This window comes from Streptomyces sp. UF-297 (assembly GCF_058245575.1).
On record NZ_JBSIBZ010000074.1, the window covers coordinates 35,782 to 52,692 of the forward strand.

At 69.4% G+C, this 16,911-nt stretch carries 12 protein-coding genes and 1 pseudogene; 11 read left to right on the forward strand and 2 right to left on the reverse strand.

The window, feature by feature from the left end; translation table 11 throughout:
- Positions 1-12: 12 nt before the first annotated feature.
- The 8 genes from AC4IJH_RS32360 to AC4IJH_RS32395 all read left to right on the forward strand — a co-directional run bounded on the left by AC4IJH_RS32360 (position 13) and on the right by AC4IJH_RS32395 (position 11,252).
- Positions 13-1,254, forward strand: a complete 1,242-nt coding sequence (locus AC4IJH_RS32360; protein ID WP_490855493.1) for an aspartate aminotransferase family protein — start codon at positions 13-15, stop codon at positions 1,252-1,254.
- A 43-nt stretch (positions 1,255-1,297) separates the two neighbouring features.
- The gene (locus AC4IJH_RS32365) at positions 1,298-1,786 is read left to right on the forward strand and encodes a type II toxin-antitoxin system RatA family toxin (protein ID WP_490855494.1); all 489 of its coding nucleotides are present in this window, start codon (positions 1,298-1,300) and stop codon (positions 1,784-1,786) included.
- Positions 1,779-2,951 carry a GNAT family N-acetyltransferase gene (locus AC4IJH_RS32370; protein WP_490855495.1) on the forward strand — a complete coding sequence of 391 codons (1,173 nt, stop codon included), beginning with the start codon at positions 1,779-1,781 and terminating at the stop codon, positions 2,949-2,951. Before AC4IJH_RS32365 ends, AC4IJH_RS32370 begins: the two co-directional genes overlap by 8 nt.
- Complete coding sequence (locus AC4IJH_RS32375) at positions 2,948-3,919, forward strand: beta-ketoacyl-ACP synthase III (RefSeq protein ID WP_490855496.1); 972 nt, start codon at positions 2,948-2,950, stop codon at positions 3,917-3,919. The genes AC4IJH_RS32370 and AC4IJH_RS32375 overlap by 4 nt, the downstream gene beginning before the upstream one ends.
- Positions 3,920-4,570: 651 nt before the next feature.
- On the forward strand, positions 4,571-4,738 hold the full coding sequence (locus AC4IJH_RS32380; RefSeq protein ID WP_490855497.1) for a hypothetical protein: 168 nt from the start codon (positions 4,571-4,573) through the stop codon (positions 4,736-4,738).
- Positions 4,739-5,252: 514 nt separating this feature from the next.
- Positions 5,253-5,576 (forward strand): alpha-amylase inhibitor, encoded by a 324-nt coding sequence (locus AC4IJH_RS32385; protein ID WP_490855498.1) that lies wholly within the window; start codon positions 5,253-5,255, stop codon positions 5,574-5,576.
- Positions 5,577-6,267: 691 nt separating this feature from the next.
- The gene (locus tag AC4IJH_RS32390) at positions 6,268-9,564 is read left to right on the forward strand and encodes an nSTAND1 domain-containing NTPase (protein ID WP_490855499.1); all 3,297 of its coding nucleotides are present in this window, start codon (positions 6,268-6,270) and stop codon (positions 9,562-9,564) included.
- A gap of 407 nt (positions 9,565-9,971) precedes the next feature.
- Positions 9,972-11,252 (forward strand): flagellin N-terminal helical domain-containing protein, encoded by a 1,281-nt coding sequence (locus tag AC4IJH_RS32395; RefSeq protein ID WP_490855500.1) that lies wholly within the window; start codon positions 9,972-9,974, stop codon positions 11,250-11,252.
- A 148-nt stretch (positions 11,253-11,400) separates the two neighbouring features.
- Here the strand turns inward: AC4IJH_RS32395 and AC4IJH_RS32400 are convergent, their stop codons facing one another.
- Positions 11,401-11,676: a hypothetical protein gene (locus tag AC4IJH_RS32400; protein ID WP_490855501.1), complete on the reverse strand. Its 276-nt coding sequence runs from the start codon at positions 11,674-11,676 to the stop codon at positions 11,401-11,403.
- Between the two features lie 76 nt (positions 11,677-11,752).
- Positions 11,753-12,268: a transposase family protein gene (locus tag AC4IJH_RS32405; protein WP_490855506.1), complete on the reverse strand. Its 516-nt coding sequence runs from the start codon at positions 12,266-12,268 to the stop codon at positions 11,753-11,755.
- Between the two features lie 500 nt (positions 12,269-12,768).
- On the opposite strand from AC4IJH_RS32405, the pseudogene AC4IJH_RS32410 reads away from it, so the two are divergent.
- From AC4IJH_RS32410 to AC4IJH_RS32420, 3 genes and pseudogenes are all read left to right on the forward strand, one after another.
- A pseudogene (locus AC4IJH_RS32410) lies at positions 12,769-14,237 on the forward strand (NF041680 family putative transposase).
- A 325-nt stretch (positions 14,238-14,562) separates the two neighbouring features.
- Entirely contained in the window at positions 14,563-15,660 is a 1,098-nt protein-coding gene (locus AC4IJH_RS32415) for an LLM class flavin-dependent oxidoreductase (RefSeq protein ID WP_490855502.1), read from the forward strand.
- 302 nt (positions 15,661-15,962) lie between these two features.
- Positions 15,963-16,667 carry a hypothetical protein gene (locus AC4IJH_RS32420; RefSeq protein WP_490855503.1) on the forward strand — a complete coding sequence of 235 codons (705 nt, stop codon included), beginning with the start codon at positions 15,963-15,965 and terminating at the stop codon, positions 16,665-16,667.
- The last annotated feature ends 244 nt before the right edge of the window (positions 16,668-16,911 follow it).

Genomic DNA, 16,911 nt, shown 5'->3' on the forward strand with positions numbered 1-16,911 from the left:
GATACGACAGGGATGGCCGACACCGAAGACGCCGGCCGCGCCGCCGTCCTCGGCCAGCACCGCGCCCATGTCAACCGCGGCTTCGCACAGGTAGCGACCCTGCTGGGGCTGCCGATGGAAGTCCGCTCGACAGGGGCGCTGGTCCACGACGAGCACGGCCGTTCCTACCTTGACTGCGGCGGCTACGGCGTCTTCCTGCTCGGCCACCGACATCCGGATGTCGTTCGGGCCGTCGCCGCGCAGCTGGAGGTCCACCCGCTGCCGACCCGGGCGCTGCTCGAACCGACCCTCGTACGGGCAGCCCGAGCACTGACCGAGGTCGCACCGGCCGGACTGGAGTATGCGTTCTTCACCAACTCCGGCGCAGAAGCAGTGGAGTTGGCGCTCAAGCTGGCGCGGGTCAACGGGCGGCGCCGGGTCATCGCGGCCGAGGGCGGCTTCCACGGCAAGACTCTGGGCGCGGTCAGTGTGACCGGCCGCGCCCGCTACCGCACCGGGCTCGAACCGCTGCTGCCCGGCGTGCAGTTCGTCCCGTACGGCAACCTCGGCGCCCTCCGTTTCGAGCTGGCCCGTGACCCCGCCCCCGCCTGTGTGCTGCTCGAACCCGTACAGGCCGAGGGCGGGGTGCGGATTCCACCTGCCGGTCATCTCATGGGCGTACGCGCCCTGTGCGACGAGTTCGGCGCGCTGCTGATCGCCGATGAGATCCAGACGGGGCTGGGGCGGCTGGGTTCGTGGTGGGGATGTGACAACGAGGGGGTCCGCCCGGACATTCTCACCGCGGGGAAGATCCTCAGTGGTGGGGTGGTCCCGGTCGCCGCGACCCTGGCCACCGCCGAGACCTTCGAAGCCCTCAACCGCGACCCGCTGTTGCACTCCTCCACCTACGGCGGCAACCCCCTCGCGGCCGCCGCCGCGGCGACGACCATCGAGGTGCTGCGGCGGGACGGCCTGGTCGACCGCGCCCGGCACCTCGGCGACCGGCTGCTGCCACAGGTCCGCCAGGCGCTCGGCGCGGCGGGACCGGAGACCGTACGGGCGGTACGTGGGCGCGGACTGCTCATCGGGATCGAGTTCGCCACCGCCCGGCACGCCGGCACCTTCCTCGCCCGGATGCTGCGGGAGCGGGTGCTGACCTCCTACACGCTCAACTCCAGCACCGTCATCCGGCTCACCCCGCCGGCGATCCTCGCGCCCGACGAAGCCGACTGGCTGCTGGGGGCACTGCGGCGGACCGCGGCCACGCTCGCCTGACCCCGGACCGCCCTCTTCCACCGTTCCCCTTCCTGGAGTCCACGTGCACGACGTCCATGTCAACGGCCATGTCCCCGACACCACCACCGGCGCGGTCTTCCGCGCCCTCACCGACTTCGCCCGCTATCCGCAGTACACCGACGCCGTACACGCCGTATCCGTCGAGGTCGGCCCCGACGGCGAGCACCGCTCCTCGTGGTGCGTCGACTTCGCGGGCGGCATCCTCAAGTGGCGGGAGCGCGACCTGATCGACCCAGCCCGCCACCGCATCGACTTCGAACTGCTCGACGGCGATCTGCCGCGGTTCGAGGGCCGGTGGCGGCTGCGGGAGTACGGCACCGGGTGCAGCATCCTGTTCGACGCCTGCTTCGACCTCGGCGTGCCGGGTATGGCCGACGTCCTCGAACCGGTCGCCGCCCGTGCCCTGACGGACACCGTGATGGCCATTCTGCGCGGCGTCCTGGGGCCGCGCGCCACCCTGACGGACCGCTGCGGACGGCCCCTGGAAGTCCCCGGCGGCGGCCGTGGCTGACCGGGGGGCGACCGGGCTCACGGCCGCTTCGGCGGCCCTGCCCCGCACCCCGCTGAGCGTCGAGATCCGTGACAGTGCCGCCGACATCCCCGAGGAGGCGTGGCGCCACCTGGCGCCGCCCGGAGATCCGACCTACGGCCGGGCGTTCTTCCTCGCGATGGAGCGCGGCGGCCTGGGCCCGGACGCGTACGGCTATCTGCTGCTGCGCACCGGCGAACGGATCGCGGCGATCCTGCCCTACTGCGTGTTCGGCGCGCTGCCCCTGGAGGACATCGTGGGCAAGGAGGGGCGGCGGGCGCTGCGCCCCATCCGGTGGATCCTGCGCCGCCCGCCGCGGATCAAGGCGCTGATGTGTGGTCATCTCCTGAGTGCCGGGCGGGTGTTGCGTGCCGACGGCCCCAGTCCCGGCCCCGCGGCGGCGGGCCTGCTGATCGAGGCGGTCGGCGCGCTGGCCCGTCGGCACGGCGCGCGGTGGACGGTGCTCAAGGACTTCGTCCGGGCCGACCTGGACTGGCTGCGCCCCGAGCTGACCCGGCACGGATTCTTCTGCGCGCCGGGGCTGCCGGACGCGGTCCTGGAGGCGCGGGCCCCGACGTTCGACGGGCATGTCGCCACGCTGTCCGGGAACGCCCGGCACAGCATCCGGGCCAACCGGCGCAAGTTCGCCCGTCAGGCGGACACCAGCGTCGAGGTACGGGACCGGTTCGCCGATCTGGTCCCGGAGATGCTGCCGCTCTACCACGCGGTGCTCGACCGCGCGGAGACCCGGCTGGACGTGTGGACCGCGCAGTTCCTGACCGCGCTGTCCGAGGACCCCGGCATCGCCGCCAAGGCCGTACTGCTGCGGCAGCGGGACCAACTCGTCGGATTTCTGGTCTGCCTGATCGGGACGGGCGGGTCGGTGGCCCTGCGGATCGGCCTGGACTACGGCTGTGCCAACGACCTTCGGCTGTACCACGTCGCGCACTACCGGTGCATCGAGGAAGCACTCGCCGCCGGGTGCACCACCGTAAACCTCACCCAGACGACCTACACCCCCAAGCTCCGGATGGGCTGCCACCTGGTACCGCTGGAACACGCCGTCACCCACCGCAACCCGCTGCTGCGGACGGTGCTGCGGCGGTTCCTGCCACTGGCGCTCAACCGGTCCGGGCAGGAGGCATGATCGATGAACAGCCGGAGGGGCCGATGAGCGGCCAGCCGCAGACCGCCCTGCTCGGCATCGGCGGCTACCGGCCGGGCAGGGTGGTCACCAACGCCGAACTGGCCGGACGCGGGCATGTCACCGACGCCTGGATCCGCTCCCGGGTCGGCATCCATGAACGCAGGCGGGCCGGCGAGGAGGAGACCGTCGTGGTCATGGCGGCCGAGGCGGCGGGCAAGGCGCTCTCCACGGCGGGCCTGGCCCCCTCCCAGATCGACCTGGTGCTGCTGGCCACCTGCTCGATGCCCACCCCGATGCCCAATGGGGCAGCCGAGGTGGCGCACCTCCTGGGGGTGCGAGCCGCCGCACTCGACGTCAACTCCGCCTGTGCGGGCTTCTGTTACGCCCTCGCGGTCGCCGACGCGACAGTACGGGCCGGGACCGCGCAGGCGGTCGTGGTGATCGGCGCCGAACGGATGTCGGACTGGACCGACCCCGCCGACCGGGCCACCTCGGTCATCTTCGCGGACGGCGCCGGTGCGGCCATCGTCGGCCCGGCCCCGCGCCGCGGCATCTGGCCCGTGGTCTGGGGCAGCGACGGCAGCCGCAGCCATCTGATCCGGATACCGGCCGGCACCGGGACCATCGAGATGGCCGGGCCCGCGGTGTTCCGGTGGGCCGTCACCGAACTCGAAGGCGTGGCACGGGAAGCCTGCGCCCGCGCCGGAGTCACCCCGAACGAACTCGCGGGATTCGTACCGCACCAGGCCAACGCCCGCATCGTGGACACCGTGGCCGCCCGGCTCGGCATACCGGCGCAGCGGGTCGCCCGCGACATCGTACGGACGGGCAACACCTCGGCGGCGTCCGTCCCGCTCGCCCTGCTCGACATGGTCGAACGCGACCTGCTGCGCCGCGGCGATCCGGTGCTGCTGCTCGGCTTCGGCGCCGGACTCACCTTCGCCGCGCAGGTGGTGAGCTGCCCCTGACGCGGTCCCGAAACAACCGGCCCCCGAACACCCTCACCTGCACCACGAGCGCCCAGGCCTACTTCGGCGTCCGCGCAGACATCACCACCCATCGGTCCCGCATCCGCGCAACCGACATCGCGCCCGGTCACCCTCGGTGGTTGTTCGCAAGCCCCTGATCTTGGTCCTCGTTGATCGTTGGGCCCGCACCAGCCCGTATCGGCATCGCCGAGTGGCGTGGAGTGGGAAGCTGGGCCCCCGGATTCCTCAGTCGCGTCCGAGAACGGCGGCCGCCGCGGGCGCGCGGAGAGAGGCTCCCCCTCGCCATCTCCTCGCGCGATACGTCCTCCGCGGCACCGGGGTGCGGGCGTACCCCGTCTCGAACCTGCCGCGAGAACGAACTGGAGCCGCGTCGGACGGCGGTGCGGCTCCAGCGGCCTGCAAGGCGGAAGCCGGCCCGGGTCCGGGGATCGACGGATCACAGACAACTGCCGGGCACTTCACGGTGTGCCGACCCGCGTCCTCGGGCAGAGGACAGAACGGACACCGACACGATCGGAATGGGGGCTGACCTGGAACTCCACTGACGATTAAGGCTGTTGCCCAGAGGGTGGTCCGGGGCGCGTGTTTGCGATCCCGGTGCCGATCTCGCGGGTTGGATAGTGCTCCGGCATGTCTGCCGATGCCCCGGATGACGACGACGATTTCGGTGCCGATGAGGACGACGAGCTCCCGCGCCTGATCGACTGTGATGAGTGCGGGAAGGTGATGGCGCCGGGCCTGTTCGACGGGGACGATCCGCTGATGACGGTGCTGCCGGACTCCTCGGCGATCTATTGAGAACCCGAAGAATGACGGCAAGCGGATGGCCACGCTCTGCTCGCCGGAGTGCCGGCCTCCTCCCCCAGCGAGACCGCCCCGCTCGGCGAGCGCGTCCACCAGGGTGCGCGCCTGCACCCCGCAGCGCATGATCAACGAGAGCTTTCAACCTAGCCGCATGTAGCTGCAGTTGACCATCACCAGCCGAAGGCCGGACAGACAGCTGACCCAGGCAGATGTGGTGGAGACCGCTGGCCCTCGTCGCTCGGCTTGCTTCGAGGGCCAGGGGCGCGGCCCCCCGCTGGTCGTCACCGGGGCCGATCGCCAGTCAGCGCGGGCGCAGCGGGCGGACGGTGTCTCATGTCCCACACGCGCGTCTTACGCGGAGCTGTCCCAGCAGGTCAGCCAGTGGGATGACCCACGAGTGACTCGTCTTGACGCCATCCCTGGCAACTGACGTTGGCTGGCACGCACTCTCGATGTGCAGCTAGGAGGTGGCCCGCGCTGCCTCCACCACTACGGGAGGACAACAACCATGCTGATGACGAAGGGCAAGGCCATCACTGGCTCGGCCGCTCTTGTGCTGGCAGGCGTCCTGGGCGCTACGGTTCCGGCGCAGGCTGCTTCTGCGCCCGTCGCCGCCGGCGGTACGGCACCCGCGTGCATCGATCGCAGTGGTGTCAGCAACATCCCTGACGGGGGCATCCACGGCTACGTGTACAACTACTGCGACAAGCCGATGCGCGTGAAGGTCGTCGTTCACTCTTGGCGGGACACCTCCTGCCAGACCATCCCGGTCAACAAGGGCAAGTACTTCCACACCGTTGGCGGGCGTTACGACCGAACCGCGGTCTGCTGAGCCCAGCACGGGGCACAGAGGGCCCTGGCGATCACCACCAGGACCCTCTGCCGTTCGAAGGGCCGGCCAGCGACGCCAAACGGGACCGCTGTCACCGATCATGCATGTGACCTGCACAAAGAGATGTGAAACAGCTTCTGATCTTGACTCTGTCGGGGATCTTGGAGTTTCCCGGTGCGGCAGCGTGATCAGCGGGCACGCTCGGGCGGTTCCGCAGGCCGATGTGGTTGCCGAGGTGTTCGTTGTCTCTCTGTCTCCGTTCTGGTGACCAAGTTCCGGCTCTGACCGTGCAGATCGCACGGGCGAGCAACCCGAACAGCACGACAGCGATGTGGGTGAGAGACCGGCCGGACGGGCTGTGGGACGACCAGGACTTCGCCTACTGGTACCCGCGCGACGGGCGGCCGGGGCTCCGATGCACTGCTGCCATCCCACAGCCCGCGCAGCCCCCAACTGGTGACCGCGTCCGCCTCCCACTGGCGGGACACGGCCCGAACTGGTCGATGTCGGCGAAATCCAGCCGACGACCACACTGCACAACGGTGCCCCCGCGTTCGGCGAGGCACCGGAGCAGGTCGTGAACAAAGCCGCGTCCTGTCCATGAAGCGGGGAAGTTGGCTTGCAGAGGGCTTCTGCCCCACTGCGGCATCGTGTTCGGGTGGCCGGTGGTGAGTGACGGGGGAGAACAACGATGGGGCGTCGTGAGAAGGAGCTGGATCCGGCGGGGGGACCGGTGCAGCGATTCGCGGTCGAGTTGCGCAGGTTGCGGCAAGAGGCGGGGGCGCCGACGTATCGGGTGATGGCGCAGCAGTCGGGATATTCGGCGGCCTCGTTGGCGACTGCGGTGGGAGGGGAGAAACTGCCGACCCTTGCGGTGGCGCTGGCGTACGTGACCGCGTGTGGCGGCAACATTGAAGTGTGGGAGCGGCGCTGGCATCAGGCCCGCGAGGCGCAGACCATCCAGCCCGCAGTCGGCGATGAGGAGTCGGCGGAGGCACCGTACCGGGGCCTGGCCCGCTACGAGCCCGGAGACAGCGCCCGGTTCTTCGGCCGCGCCCAGCTGACCGGCGACCTCTTCGCGCTGACCCACGCACATCGCTGCGTGATGGTGTTCGGTCCCTCGGGCAGCGGGAAGTCCTCCCTGCTGCGAGCCGGCCTCATCCCCCGGTTACAGAACGCCGTGGACGCGGGCCTGCGTCCGGCGGCCATCCGGGTCTTCACGCCCGGCCCTCGGCCGATGCACGATCACGAGAAGCTGTTCGCCCCGGCCGCGGCGCCGGGGGAGACCTGGCTGATGGTGGATCAGTTCGAGGAACTGTTCACCCTGTGCACCGATCCCCACCAACGGGCCCGTTTCTTGGAGCTCCTGGCGACCGTCCGGGAGCCGGACAGCTCGCTGCGAGCGGTGCTGGGCGTGCGGGCGGACTTCCTCGCCCGCTGTCTGGCCCACCCTGTCCTGGCCGCGGCGGCCCAGGAAGCCAGCCTGCTCATTGGACCCATGGCACCGGCCGAACTACGCGAGGCGATCGTCAAGCCGGCCACTGCCCAGGGCCTGATCGTGGAGAGGGCGCTGACGGCCCGTCTGATCGAGGAGACGGGCTCGGAGCCCGGGGGATTGCCGCTGCTGTCGCATGCCCTGCTGGAAACCTGGCGCCGACGCCACGGCCGCACGCTGTCCATGGAGGCGTACGAGGCGGCCGGCGCATTCCATGGCGCGATTGCCCGGACCGCCGAGGACATCTACGCCCGGCTCGATGAGGAGCAGGCTGTGCTCGCTCGCCGCATCCTGCTGCGTGTGATCACTCCCGGTGAGGGCGCCCCCGACACCCGCAGGCCGACCAGCCGCGCCGAACTCGACTTCGGCAACCCCTCCGACACCGAGCTGGTGCTCGAACGCCTGGCCCAGGCCCGCCTGATCACTCTCGACGACAGCATCGTCGATCTCGCCCACGAAGCACTCATCACTTCCTGGCCCCGGCTGCGCGCCTGGATCGAAGAGGACCGCGAACGCCTGCGCGCCCACCGGCGGCTCACCGAGGCCGCCCAGATCTGGCAGGAGCTCGACCACGATCCCGGCGCCCTGTACCGCGGCACCCGTCTGGCCACCACTGACGAATACTTTCCTCACAGCCACCACGATGACCTCACCAGTCTGGAGCGTGACTTTCTTACCGCCAGCACCGCCACCCGCGACCAGGAACACCGCACGGCCGCCCGCGCCACCCGACGGCTGCGCCGGTTCACCGTGGCCCTGTCCGTGCTGCTCGCCTTCGCCTTGACGGCAGGGGTGTTCGCCTGGCAGCAGAGCCGACGCAGTGACCAGCAACGCGACCGGGCAGTGGCCGCGCAGCAGGTGGCCCTGTCGCGACAGCTCGCCGCGCAGTCCGCCTCCCTCCTCGGCAGCGACCCCGACCTGGCTTCCCTGCTGGCGGTCCAGGCACATCGGACCAGTCACACGACAGAGGCCGCCACCAGTCTCTACGCCGCTGCCGACCTCCCACTCAAGTACCGCATGGGCAACACCGGCGATGTCACGTCGGTGGCGTTCAGTCCGGGCGGGCGCACCCTGGCCAGTGGCGACGAGGGCCGGACGGTGCGGTTGTGGGATGTGGCCACCGGCAAGACGCGTACCGTCCTCACCGGCCATGGCAGCAGTGTTACCTCGGTGGCATTCAGCCCCGACGGGCGCACCCTGGCCACCGGCAGTTACGACGAGTCGGTGCGGTTGTGGGACGTAGCCACCGGCAAGACGCGTACCGTCCTCACCGGCCATGGCAGCAGTGTTACCTCGGTGGCGTTCAGCCCCGACGGGCGCACCCTGGCCACCGGCAGCATCGATCGGTCGGTGCGCCTGTGGGACGTGTCCACCGGCACTATGCGCGCCGCTCTCACCGGCCACGACAACAGCGTCACTTCGGTGGCGTTCGGCCCGGACGGGCGAAGCCTCGTGAGCGGCAGCGACGACCAGTCGGTGCGACTGTGGGACGTGGCAAGCGGCAAAGCCCGCACCACGTTGACCGGCCACGGCAACAGCGTGACCTCGGTGATGTTCAGTCCGGACGGGGAGACCGTAGCCACCGGCAGTTACGAAGAGTCGGTGCGACTGTGGGACGTAGCCACCGGCAAGACGCGTACCGTCCTCACCGGCCATGGCAGCAGTGTTACCTCGGTGGCGTTCAGCCCCGACGGGCGCACCCTGGCCACCGGCAGCACCGATCAGTCGGTGCGACTGTGGGACGTAGCCACCGGCAAAACCCGCACCGCTCTCACCGGCCACAGTCGCCCCGTCACCTCAGTGGCATTCAGCCCCGACGGAAACACCCTGGCCACCGGCAGCACCGACCGGTCAGTGCGGCTGTGGGACGTGGCCACCGGCAAGACGCGTACCACCCTCACCGGCCACGACAACAGCGTGACCTCAGTGGCATTCAGCCCCGACGGGCGCACCCTGGCCACCGGCAGCACCGATCAGTCGGTGCAATTGTGGGACGTGGCAAGCGGCAGGGCCCGTCGCGCTCTCACCGGCCACCGGAAACCCGTGACCTCGGTGGCGTTCAGTTCGGACGGGCGCACCCTGGCCAGCGGCGACGAGGACCGGGCGGTGCGGTTGTGGGACGTGGCGAGCGGTGAGACGCGCACTACGCTCGCCGGAGCCGGCTCTGCCGTGGTGTTCAGTCCGGACGGGCTCACCCTGGCCACCAGCAGCCTCGACAACGGGTCGGTGGAGTTGTGGGACGTCGCCACCGGCAAAACCCGCACCACCCTCACCGGCCACAGCCGTCCCGTCACCTCAGTGGCATTCAGCCCCGACGGAAACACCCTGGCCACCGGCAGCACCGACCGGTCAGTGCGGCTGTGGAATGTTGCTCTGCCCACGCTGGCCGAGTCCGTCGACAAGATCTGCCGTGCCGTCCACCGGGACCTCACCAGCCAGGAACGCTCGACGTACCTGCCGGGACAATCCCCCGCCCCGGTCTGCCCATCCTGACTCCGCTCACGTGCCGCACGGCCCCGTGTCGGTTGTCAATGTTGGGGCAAGTTCCAGTTTCGGCCCTGATGAAAAGGGGTGGCGTATTGCAACCGAATACTTTCCTGGTTGCCTGAAGAGGAATGCCATCTTGTTCGCCGGAGTGATGCGCACGCCAAATCTCATAGCATCTAAGTGGGTGTTCTGCGACGGTTCGTGGATGCTGGTGATCATGGGCGGTGATCGCGGAGACCTGGGCAGACCTCACCCTCACGGTGGACATGCAGGCCCCTGCGGCGTCGGATATTTGTCAGACCTCCGGTGGGCGGCCGGTTTTGCCCTATCGCTCTCTGTAGCTGATCGGCTTCGCTTGGCACGCACGCTCCGGCGAGTGGACGGAGCGCAGTCGCCGACTTCAGGGGGTACTCGTGACCAGCAAGGAAGAAGAGTCGAGCGGGCAGCCTGTTGCCGTCCGGGCAGCCGACGCGATCGCCTTCATCCAGACCACTGAGGGATGGCTCAATGAAGTGACCAGTGTTCTTCAGCGGATGCGGGTGCTGTCGATCCAGTCGGCGAACGGCACGTACAGCGAGGAGGACCGCTCGGCGATCCAGATCGAGGTCGACCAGCTGACCGACGAGATCGCACGTGTCGCCGACCAGGCCGACTTCAACCGGATGAGGACGCTGCGCGTGCACGTGGGGGCGAACACCAATGAGGCGCTGGCGGTGAACATCTTCGCTGCCAATGTCCAACACCTCTTCGCCGGTGAGGCCGCCGAACCTGCCGATCAGGGCGCAGCTACCCCGACCAATCAGCAGGGCGGTGCCGGAGCTCAGGGCGGGGCTGCCGTGGCGGGTCCGGTGAACGTCATGACGGCGATCGACGCCCACTCGTCCATCGCGAAGATCGACGTCGCGATCAGGTCCGTCACAGACCAGCGGTCGAATCTGGGGGCGTTCCAGAACCGTCTCGAGTCCGCAATCCGCCGCAGCTGCGCAGGATCCGCCACGGACGCCGCCGACAAGCTGCTGGAGGCCATCGGCGCCGAGGCCCAGCGGGTGGCGGACAAGTCCGCAGGGCAGGCATCGGCGGAGTTGGTGGAACTCGCCCGCGCCTACACCCGCGTGATTGAACCCGCGGCCCTCAACAGCCTCGGTAACTTCTGGCAGGCACTGGGCGACAAACCCCGCTCGGTCAATGCCGAGTCCGCCGCGGGGCCGGCTGCACCGGCGAGCAGGAACATGATCACCGGCACGTCGCAGGCGGACGTCGCCGTGCTCGTTGTGCCGGCCGATAAAGGGGGCCTCGAAGGCGCCTTGTCCCGCACCTCACAGACGCAACTGTCTGCCGCTGATGCCCGCGACAGGCTGCTGGACGCCATCGGCCGGAAAGCCCAGCTCGTCGCCGAATCCCCAGGACAGACAGCCACCGCGCTCACAGAACTCGCCCGCGCCTACGCCCTGGTGGCCCCCAAAACCGCAGCGATCGCCGTGCCTGCCGTCCACGCTCGCGCCGGGGAAGGGCGCCACAGCATCAGCCTCGTGGCTCACGTCCCCACCAATGGGTTCTACGTCGTGCCTGTCGACCCGGATCTCGTCAACAAGGACCAGGACATGAGCTTCAGCCCGATCGCGGGGACGATGAAGCCCGTCGAGGGCTTCTTCGATGTCAGGAGCCAGCCGCCGACGACCGAGACACGGTCCTGACCCTGCCGTACACCGGCGGTCCCGCCAGGTAGGCCCCCGGGGGGACCGCCGGATCCTCATCATCCGGGCGCACAGGGGCCTCGGCAGACCGAAGCAAGATCGCCAACAGCATCGTTCGTGCTGAGCAGACTCAGGGCTGTGTCGGTGCTCAGCCCGACCCGGTCCCTGGCGAGGACGGCGTCGGCCGGGACAGGGTGAACAGGCCAGGTTCGGGCTCGGTGAGGATGTCTCGGTCGACCAGGCGTTTCAGTTTGGCTCGGACGCTCTCGGTGTGCCGTGGTTCGGTGCCGATGCCGAGCATCTCGCAGACCTCTTTCGCGCGGAGCCCGTGCCCGGCCTGTTCGAAGGCGGAGAGGACCTCGCGGTAGCCGGGCGGCAGCGGCTCGGGCGGCTCGATGCCGTCCTCGGCGGCCAGTTCCAGCATTGTCGCGCGGGTGATGTCCAGGCGTTCCAGGGTGCGTTCGGTGGCGGCGAGCTACTCAGTGAGGAGGGCTGTCTGCTCACGCAGCTGTGCGGCTGTCTCGCGGACCAGCTGCTGCCGGGCCTCGATCTTGCCCAGGAGTTCCTTCATCCGCGCTTCCGCTGGGAAGAGGTGGAGGGGGCCCGGCGGGTGGGTCGCGCCAGGTCGGAGTGGTGGTGCGGGTGAGACGGCGGAGCATGACGTCGGTCATGGACCAGTGGATCCAGGCCACCGCGCTGGCCGTTCTGGTCTCGTAGTCACGCACGAGGCGTCTGTGCAGCATGAGGGTGCCGAGAGTCTGCTCGACCACCCACCGCTTGGGCTGCGGAGTGAACCCGCGTGTCCCGGGCTCGCGTTGGACGATCTCGACGTCGATGCCGAGGCGGGCACCATGCTCCACGACGGCCTCCTTGAACCCGGCGTCCACCCACGCCTTCGTCACCGTCGGCGCGGTCGCAGTGACCTTGTCCAGCAAGGCGATGCCGATGGAGTTGTCGTGCACGCTCGCCGCGACCACGAACACGGCGATGACCAGGCCGATGACGTCGGTGGCGATGCCTCTTTTCCGCCCTGTGCTTTTTTGCCCGGATCCAGTCCGGGCGTCTCCTTCGGCGCGTTGACCGAGGCCCGCACGGTCTGCGAGTCCTCACCACGGCAGTGGGGTCCCCCGGTAGGAGCCGGCCCTGCTGCTTCCCTGAAGATCGCTCCCGAGCGGCAGGGGCGCACCCGTCCCACGGACGTCCGCAGATGCCACACCGGCCATCACTCCGGAGCCTTCTGAGCCTGGTCACAGGGCAGTCCGGCGTACCGGCCGGAACATCTCGGCGGGATCGGCCCCTAGGGGAACCTCCCGGCGCCTTGCGACCGCACGCACCAGACTGCGCGTGCTGATCCGGCCGGAGTTCAGACACAAGCTCTCGCCTTGTGGTTTATCCTCCGGCTTCGAACGTGCTTCACACGTGAGTGGGGTTTGCCCAGATCAGGGCACGTGGGAACGGCCTTCCGCTGATGCTGTGCTCCGTCACAGATACACCGTTCAGCAGGAAGGCCGTGAGGATGAGTCTGTCGTGCGTGGGTGTCCCGCAGGACGCCATCGGGCAACTGTCATGCTTCCGGGCGGACTTCTACGACTCCTTGACCGGTCGCGCGGATGCGCTGTTCGAGCTGACGGACGCCCTGCTGTGCACGGACGGGCCGGTGAAGACACTGGTCGGACTGGCTCTCGCGCCCGAACACCGGCGCGGGCACGGCGCGTTGTACGGCGGTCTCAACCGGGGCCGTGTCGAGGTCGCCCGGCTGCGGCGGGTGCTGGCCTCGGTGCCGCTGCCGCGGGCGGCCGTCTGGTCCTGGCCGTGGACGTCTCGCCGTGGCTGCGGCCCGACGCTGCCACCAGCGACGCCCGCTCGTTCTGTCACACCTACGGCCGGGGCGAGAACAAGCACCTGATGATTCCGGGCTGGCCCTGCTCGTGGATCGTCGCGCTGGAGACGGGCCGTTCCTCGTGGGCCGCGCCCCTGGACGCCGTACGGCTGAGGCCGGGCGATGACCTCGCCGCCGTGACCGCCGCCCAGGTGCGGGACCTGGTCGAGCGCCTGATCACGGCGGGTCAGTGGAACGAGGGTGACCCGCCCATCTGGATCGTGCTTGACGCCGGCTACGACGTGATGCGTCTGGCCTGGCTGCTGTCCGACCTGCCCGTCGAACTCCTCGGGCGCCTGCGCTCGGACCGGGTCATGCGCCGCCCGGCACCCTCCCGCGAGGAGTACTACCGGGCCCATCCCCGCGGTGGTCACCCGCCCCGGCACGGCGGCGAGTTCATCTTCAAGGACGCCAGGACCTGGGGCGCCCCCGACGCGGAGACGAAGACCGTCACCACCCGCTACGGCACCGCCCACGCCCAGAGCTGGGACCGGCTCCACCCCGAACTGCAACAGCGGGCCGCCTGGCGGGACCACCCCGGCAGGCTCCCCGTCATCGAGGGCACCGTGATCCGCCTCCAGGTCGACCACCTGCCCAGCGGCAGCAACCCCAAGCCCCTGTGGCTGTGGTGGTCACGGCCCACAGCCACCCCTGCGGAGACGGACCTGGCCTGGCAGGCGTTCCTCAGAAGATTCGACATCGAGCACTTCTTCAGAATGATCAAGCAGACCCTGGGCTGGACCGCCCCGAAACTGCGCGCCCCCGAAGCCGCGGACAACTGGACCTGGCTGATCGTCGCCGCCTACACCCAACTCCGCCTCGCCCGTCCCCTGGCCATTGACCTGCGACGTCCCTGGGAACGGCCCGTCCCCTCGAACAGGCTCACGCCCGCCCGGGTCCGGCGCGGGTTCCGACACCTGCGTGCCAAGATCTCAACCCCAGCCGGAGTGCCGAAACCCTCCAGGCCCGGCCCCGGACGCCCACCCGGCTCGAAGAACCGCCGCCCCGCCGAACGCTACGACGTCGGCCTGCTCCTGGTCACCGGCGAACTCCACCGCCGCCCCACCCACCACAAGACTGGCACCAAACCACGCCGCACTGGATAAACCGCAAGCTCGCTAACGGATGACGTACTCCCCGCCCACGGTACGGGTCCGGCAACCTGACCAGCCGCTCCGTCAGCGACATGCCCGCCACCCGGTGCGGCGGCAGGGGCTCGACGAGACACGGCATGGCAGGCTGACGGCACACCGAAGCTCCGTTGCAGGCAGACGACTTGGGAAGGTCATCGGCATCAACAGGGTTTCGTTGCATCAGGTACGGCCGCCCCGCCGTGCGAGGCTACGAGATCACGCAACTCCGCAACGGTCCTGCGCCGGGACCTGCCATGCTGAGCAGGTTCGATTCGATCCTCACACCTTGGAGGCTTTGATGCGTGCAGGCGTCGTTGTCGCCGCGCAGCCCGGTGTGGAGGACCTCGCCGTGCGGGCCGAGGAGTTGGGCCTGCACAGCTTCTGGGTCAACGACACCCCAATGGTCCACGGCGACCCCTTCGTCGCCTTGAGCCTGTGTGCGAAGGCCACCAGCCGCATCAGGCTCGGCATCGGCGTGACCTCACCGGCGCTGCGCTCGGCCCCGGCCGCCGCGAGCGGGCTCGCCAGCCTCAACGCCCTGGCACCGGGCCGGATCATCTGCGGAGTCGGCACCGGAAACACCGCCCGGCGCACCCTGGGCATGCGGCCGACCACGGCGGCCAGGCTGGAGAACTTCACCGCCGCACTGCAGGACCTGTGCGCCGGACGCTCGACCGAGTACCGGGAAGGCAATCGGGTCCGCGACATCCGGTTCCTGCACGCCGGGGCACACGTGAACACCACCGACCCGATCGAGTTCGCCGTGGCCGCGCTGCTCGGACCCAAAGCCGCCGCCGTCGCCGGCCGCCTCGGCACCGGCCTCATCTCCTTCGGCCTGCTGGACCCCACCGCCTGGCACGCGCTGCACCACACCCGCCGCCACGCCGCCCAGGGCACACCCCCCGACCCCGACTCCCCCACAGAATCCCGAGCGGACTCCTACCTGGTCACCTCGCTGCACCTACTCGACGAGGGCGAGGACGAGGACCCCCACGGCGTCGCGGCCCGGGACGCGACGGGCCACCTCGTCCTGTCGCTGCTGGCCTTCGCCGCCGACACACCCGCCTTCGCCGAGCAACTCGGCCCCGAGGAACGCGAGGCGGTGCGGCGGCTCCTCGACCGGCGCGGCACTACCGCCACCGCGCCGGACCGGCACACCAAGCTCTACCCCAACTACCTCGGACGCATCGCACCGCAGGACCGGGACCTGGTTCTGCCCTCGCTGATGAACACCCTGGCCCTGGTCGGCACCCGCGACGACCTCCTCGCCCGCATCACCACCCTGGAACAGGCCGGCGTCGACGAACTCCTCATCCAGCCGGTGATCGACCCGCCCACCGAGATGGCCCTGCTCGCGACACTCCTCACCTGCGACCCGCCTGCCGCACGTCCTTGACCTGCACACCTACAAGATCATCAAGACTTTGCCATCGCTCTGCCGAGCGTGCCCACGACGATGCTGTTCGACGGCATGGTGTTTCCCATCAGCCAGCCGGTCACCTCACCGGACGCTACGGCCCCTCGCGTTGCCCTCATGTGCGAAGCACGTTACCCATCAACGGCGAGCAACAGCACGGGTCCAGATCACCGGCTGCGGATTGACATCAGATATCCCACATGCCTCTCGCGGTGCCGTCGGCTGTACTGTCTCAACGGACTGCGTGGTGAGGGAGACAGATTTTGCGAGTGGATTTCCGGGTGGGCGACATCATCAGGATTTCCTGCCCCCTTACCTCTGCGCGCGTCACGGGGAAGTCGCGGGAGCACGTGACGGTCGAGTGGCCCTGGTGGTCGGTGGATCCGCACTGCGACTGGATCGAGTGGAACGGAGAGGTGGCTCTCGTTGGTGATCCGGCTTCGCACGGGTGGGAGCGCGAACTGTTCCGCACCGATCCGGCAGCCGAGCGGTTGACCATCGGCGCTACCTGCCGCGTCGGCATCCCGCCCACCCTCGTACACGTAGTCTCCGTCGATCATTTCGATCCGCCGCGGGAGACGGGGCGTCTTCCCCGTCCCCGCCGACATGTGGCGGTTCTCCGCACCGGCCAGTCGCTCGATGTCGAGTCGGAGGAGCAGGGCAACGAAATTGACCCGGACGACGACATCCCGATCAGTTTCGATCTGGTATTCCGCCCCTACGCCTGTCTTGTCGCCGGAGACGAGGTGGCCGATGCCGCGGGACGTGCGTGGCGCTTCGATGCCCCGTGGAACTGGCACCCCTTCGACGGCTGCCAACCTCACGAGCCCGTTTGGCCTCTGACCCTGCTGACCCGAGGAGGCCACCCAGACGAGGCAGCGGCAGCTGCCGTCACAGACGCTACGCAGAACGGCTCGCACCAGAAGGAGATCGCCCGCTGGGGCGAACTGGCACAGGCCAGTCCCGCTGGTGCTTCCGGCAGGTAGTGCGGCCGCCTGTGGAACCGTACGGCACTCGTCGTCCGAGTTGACTTGCGGCGCGTTGGGTCGCGCAGCAGGCACAAGCCACGGATGGTTTCGTTCACGAGATCCGACAGCGGATATTCGGTTCTCCGGGGCCAGGTCGACGTTCATGAGGACCGACAGCACCCGGCCACAGCGGCACCGCCGCCGGGCAGGGTGGGCGTTCCTCGACAGCTGTGGGCCCTTTGCCGATGGAACTGGCAAAGGG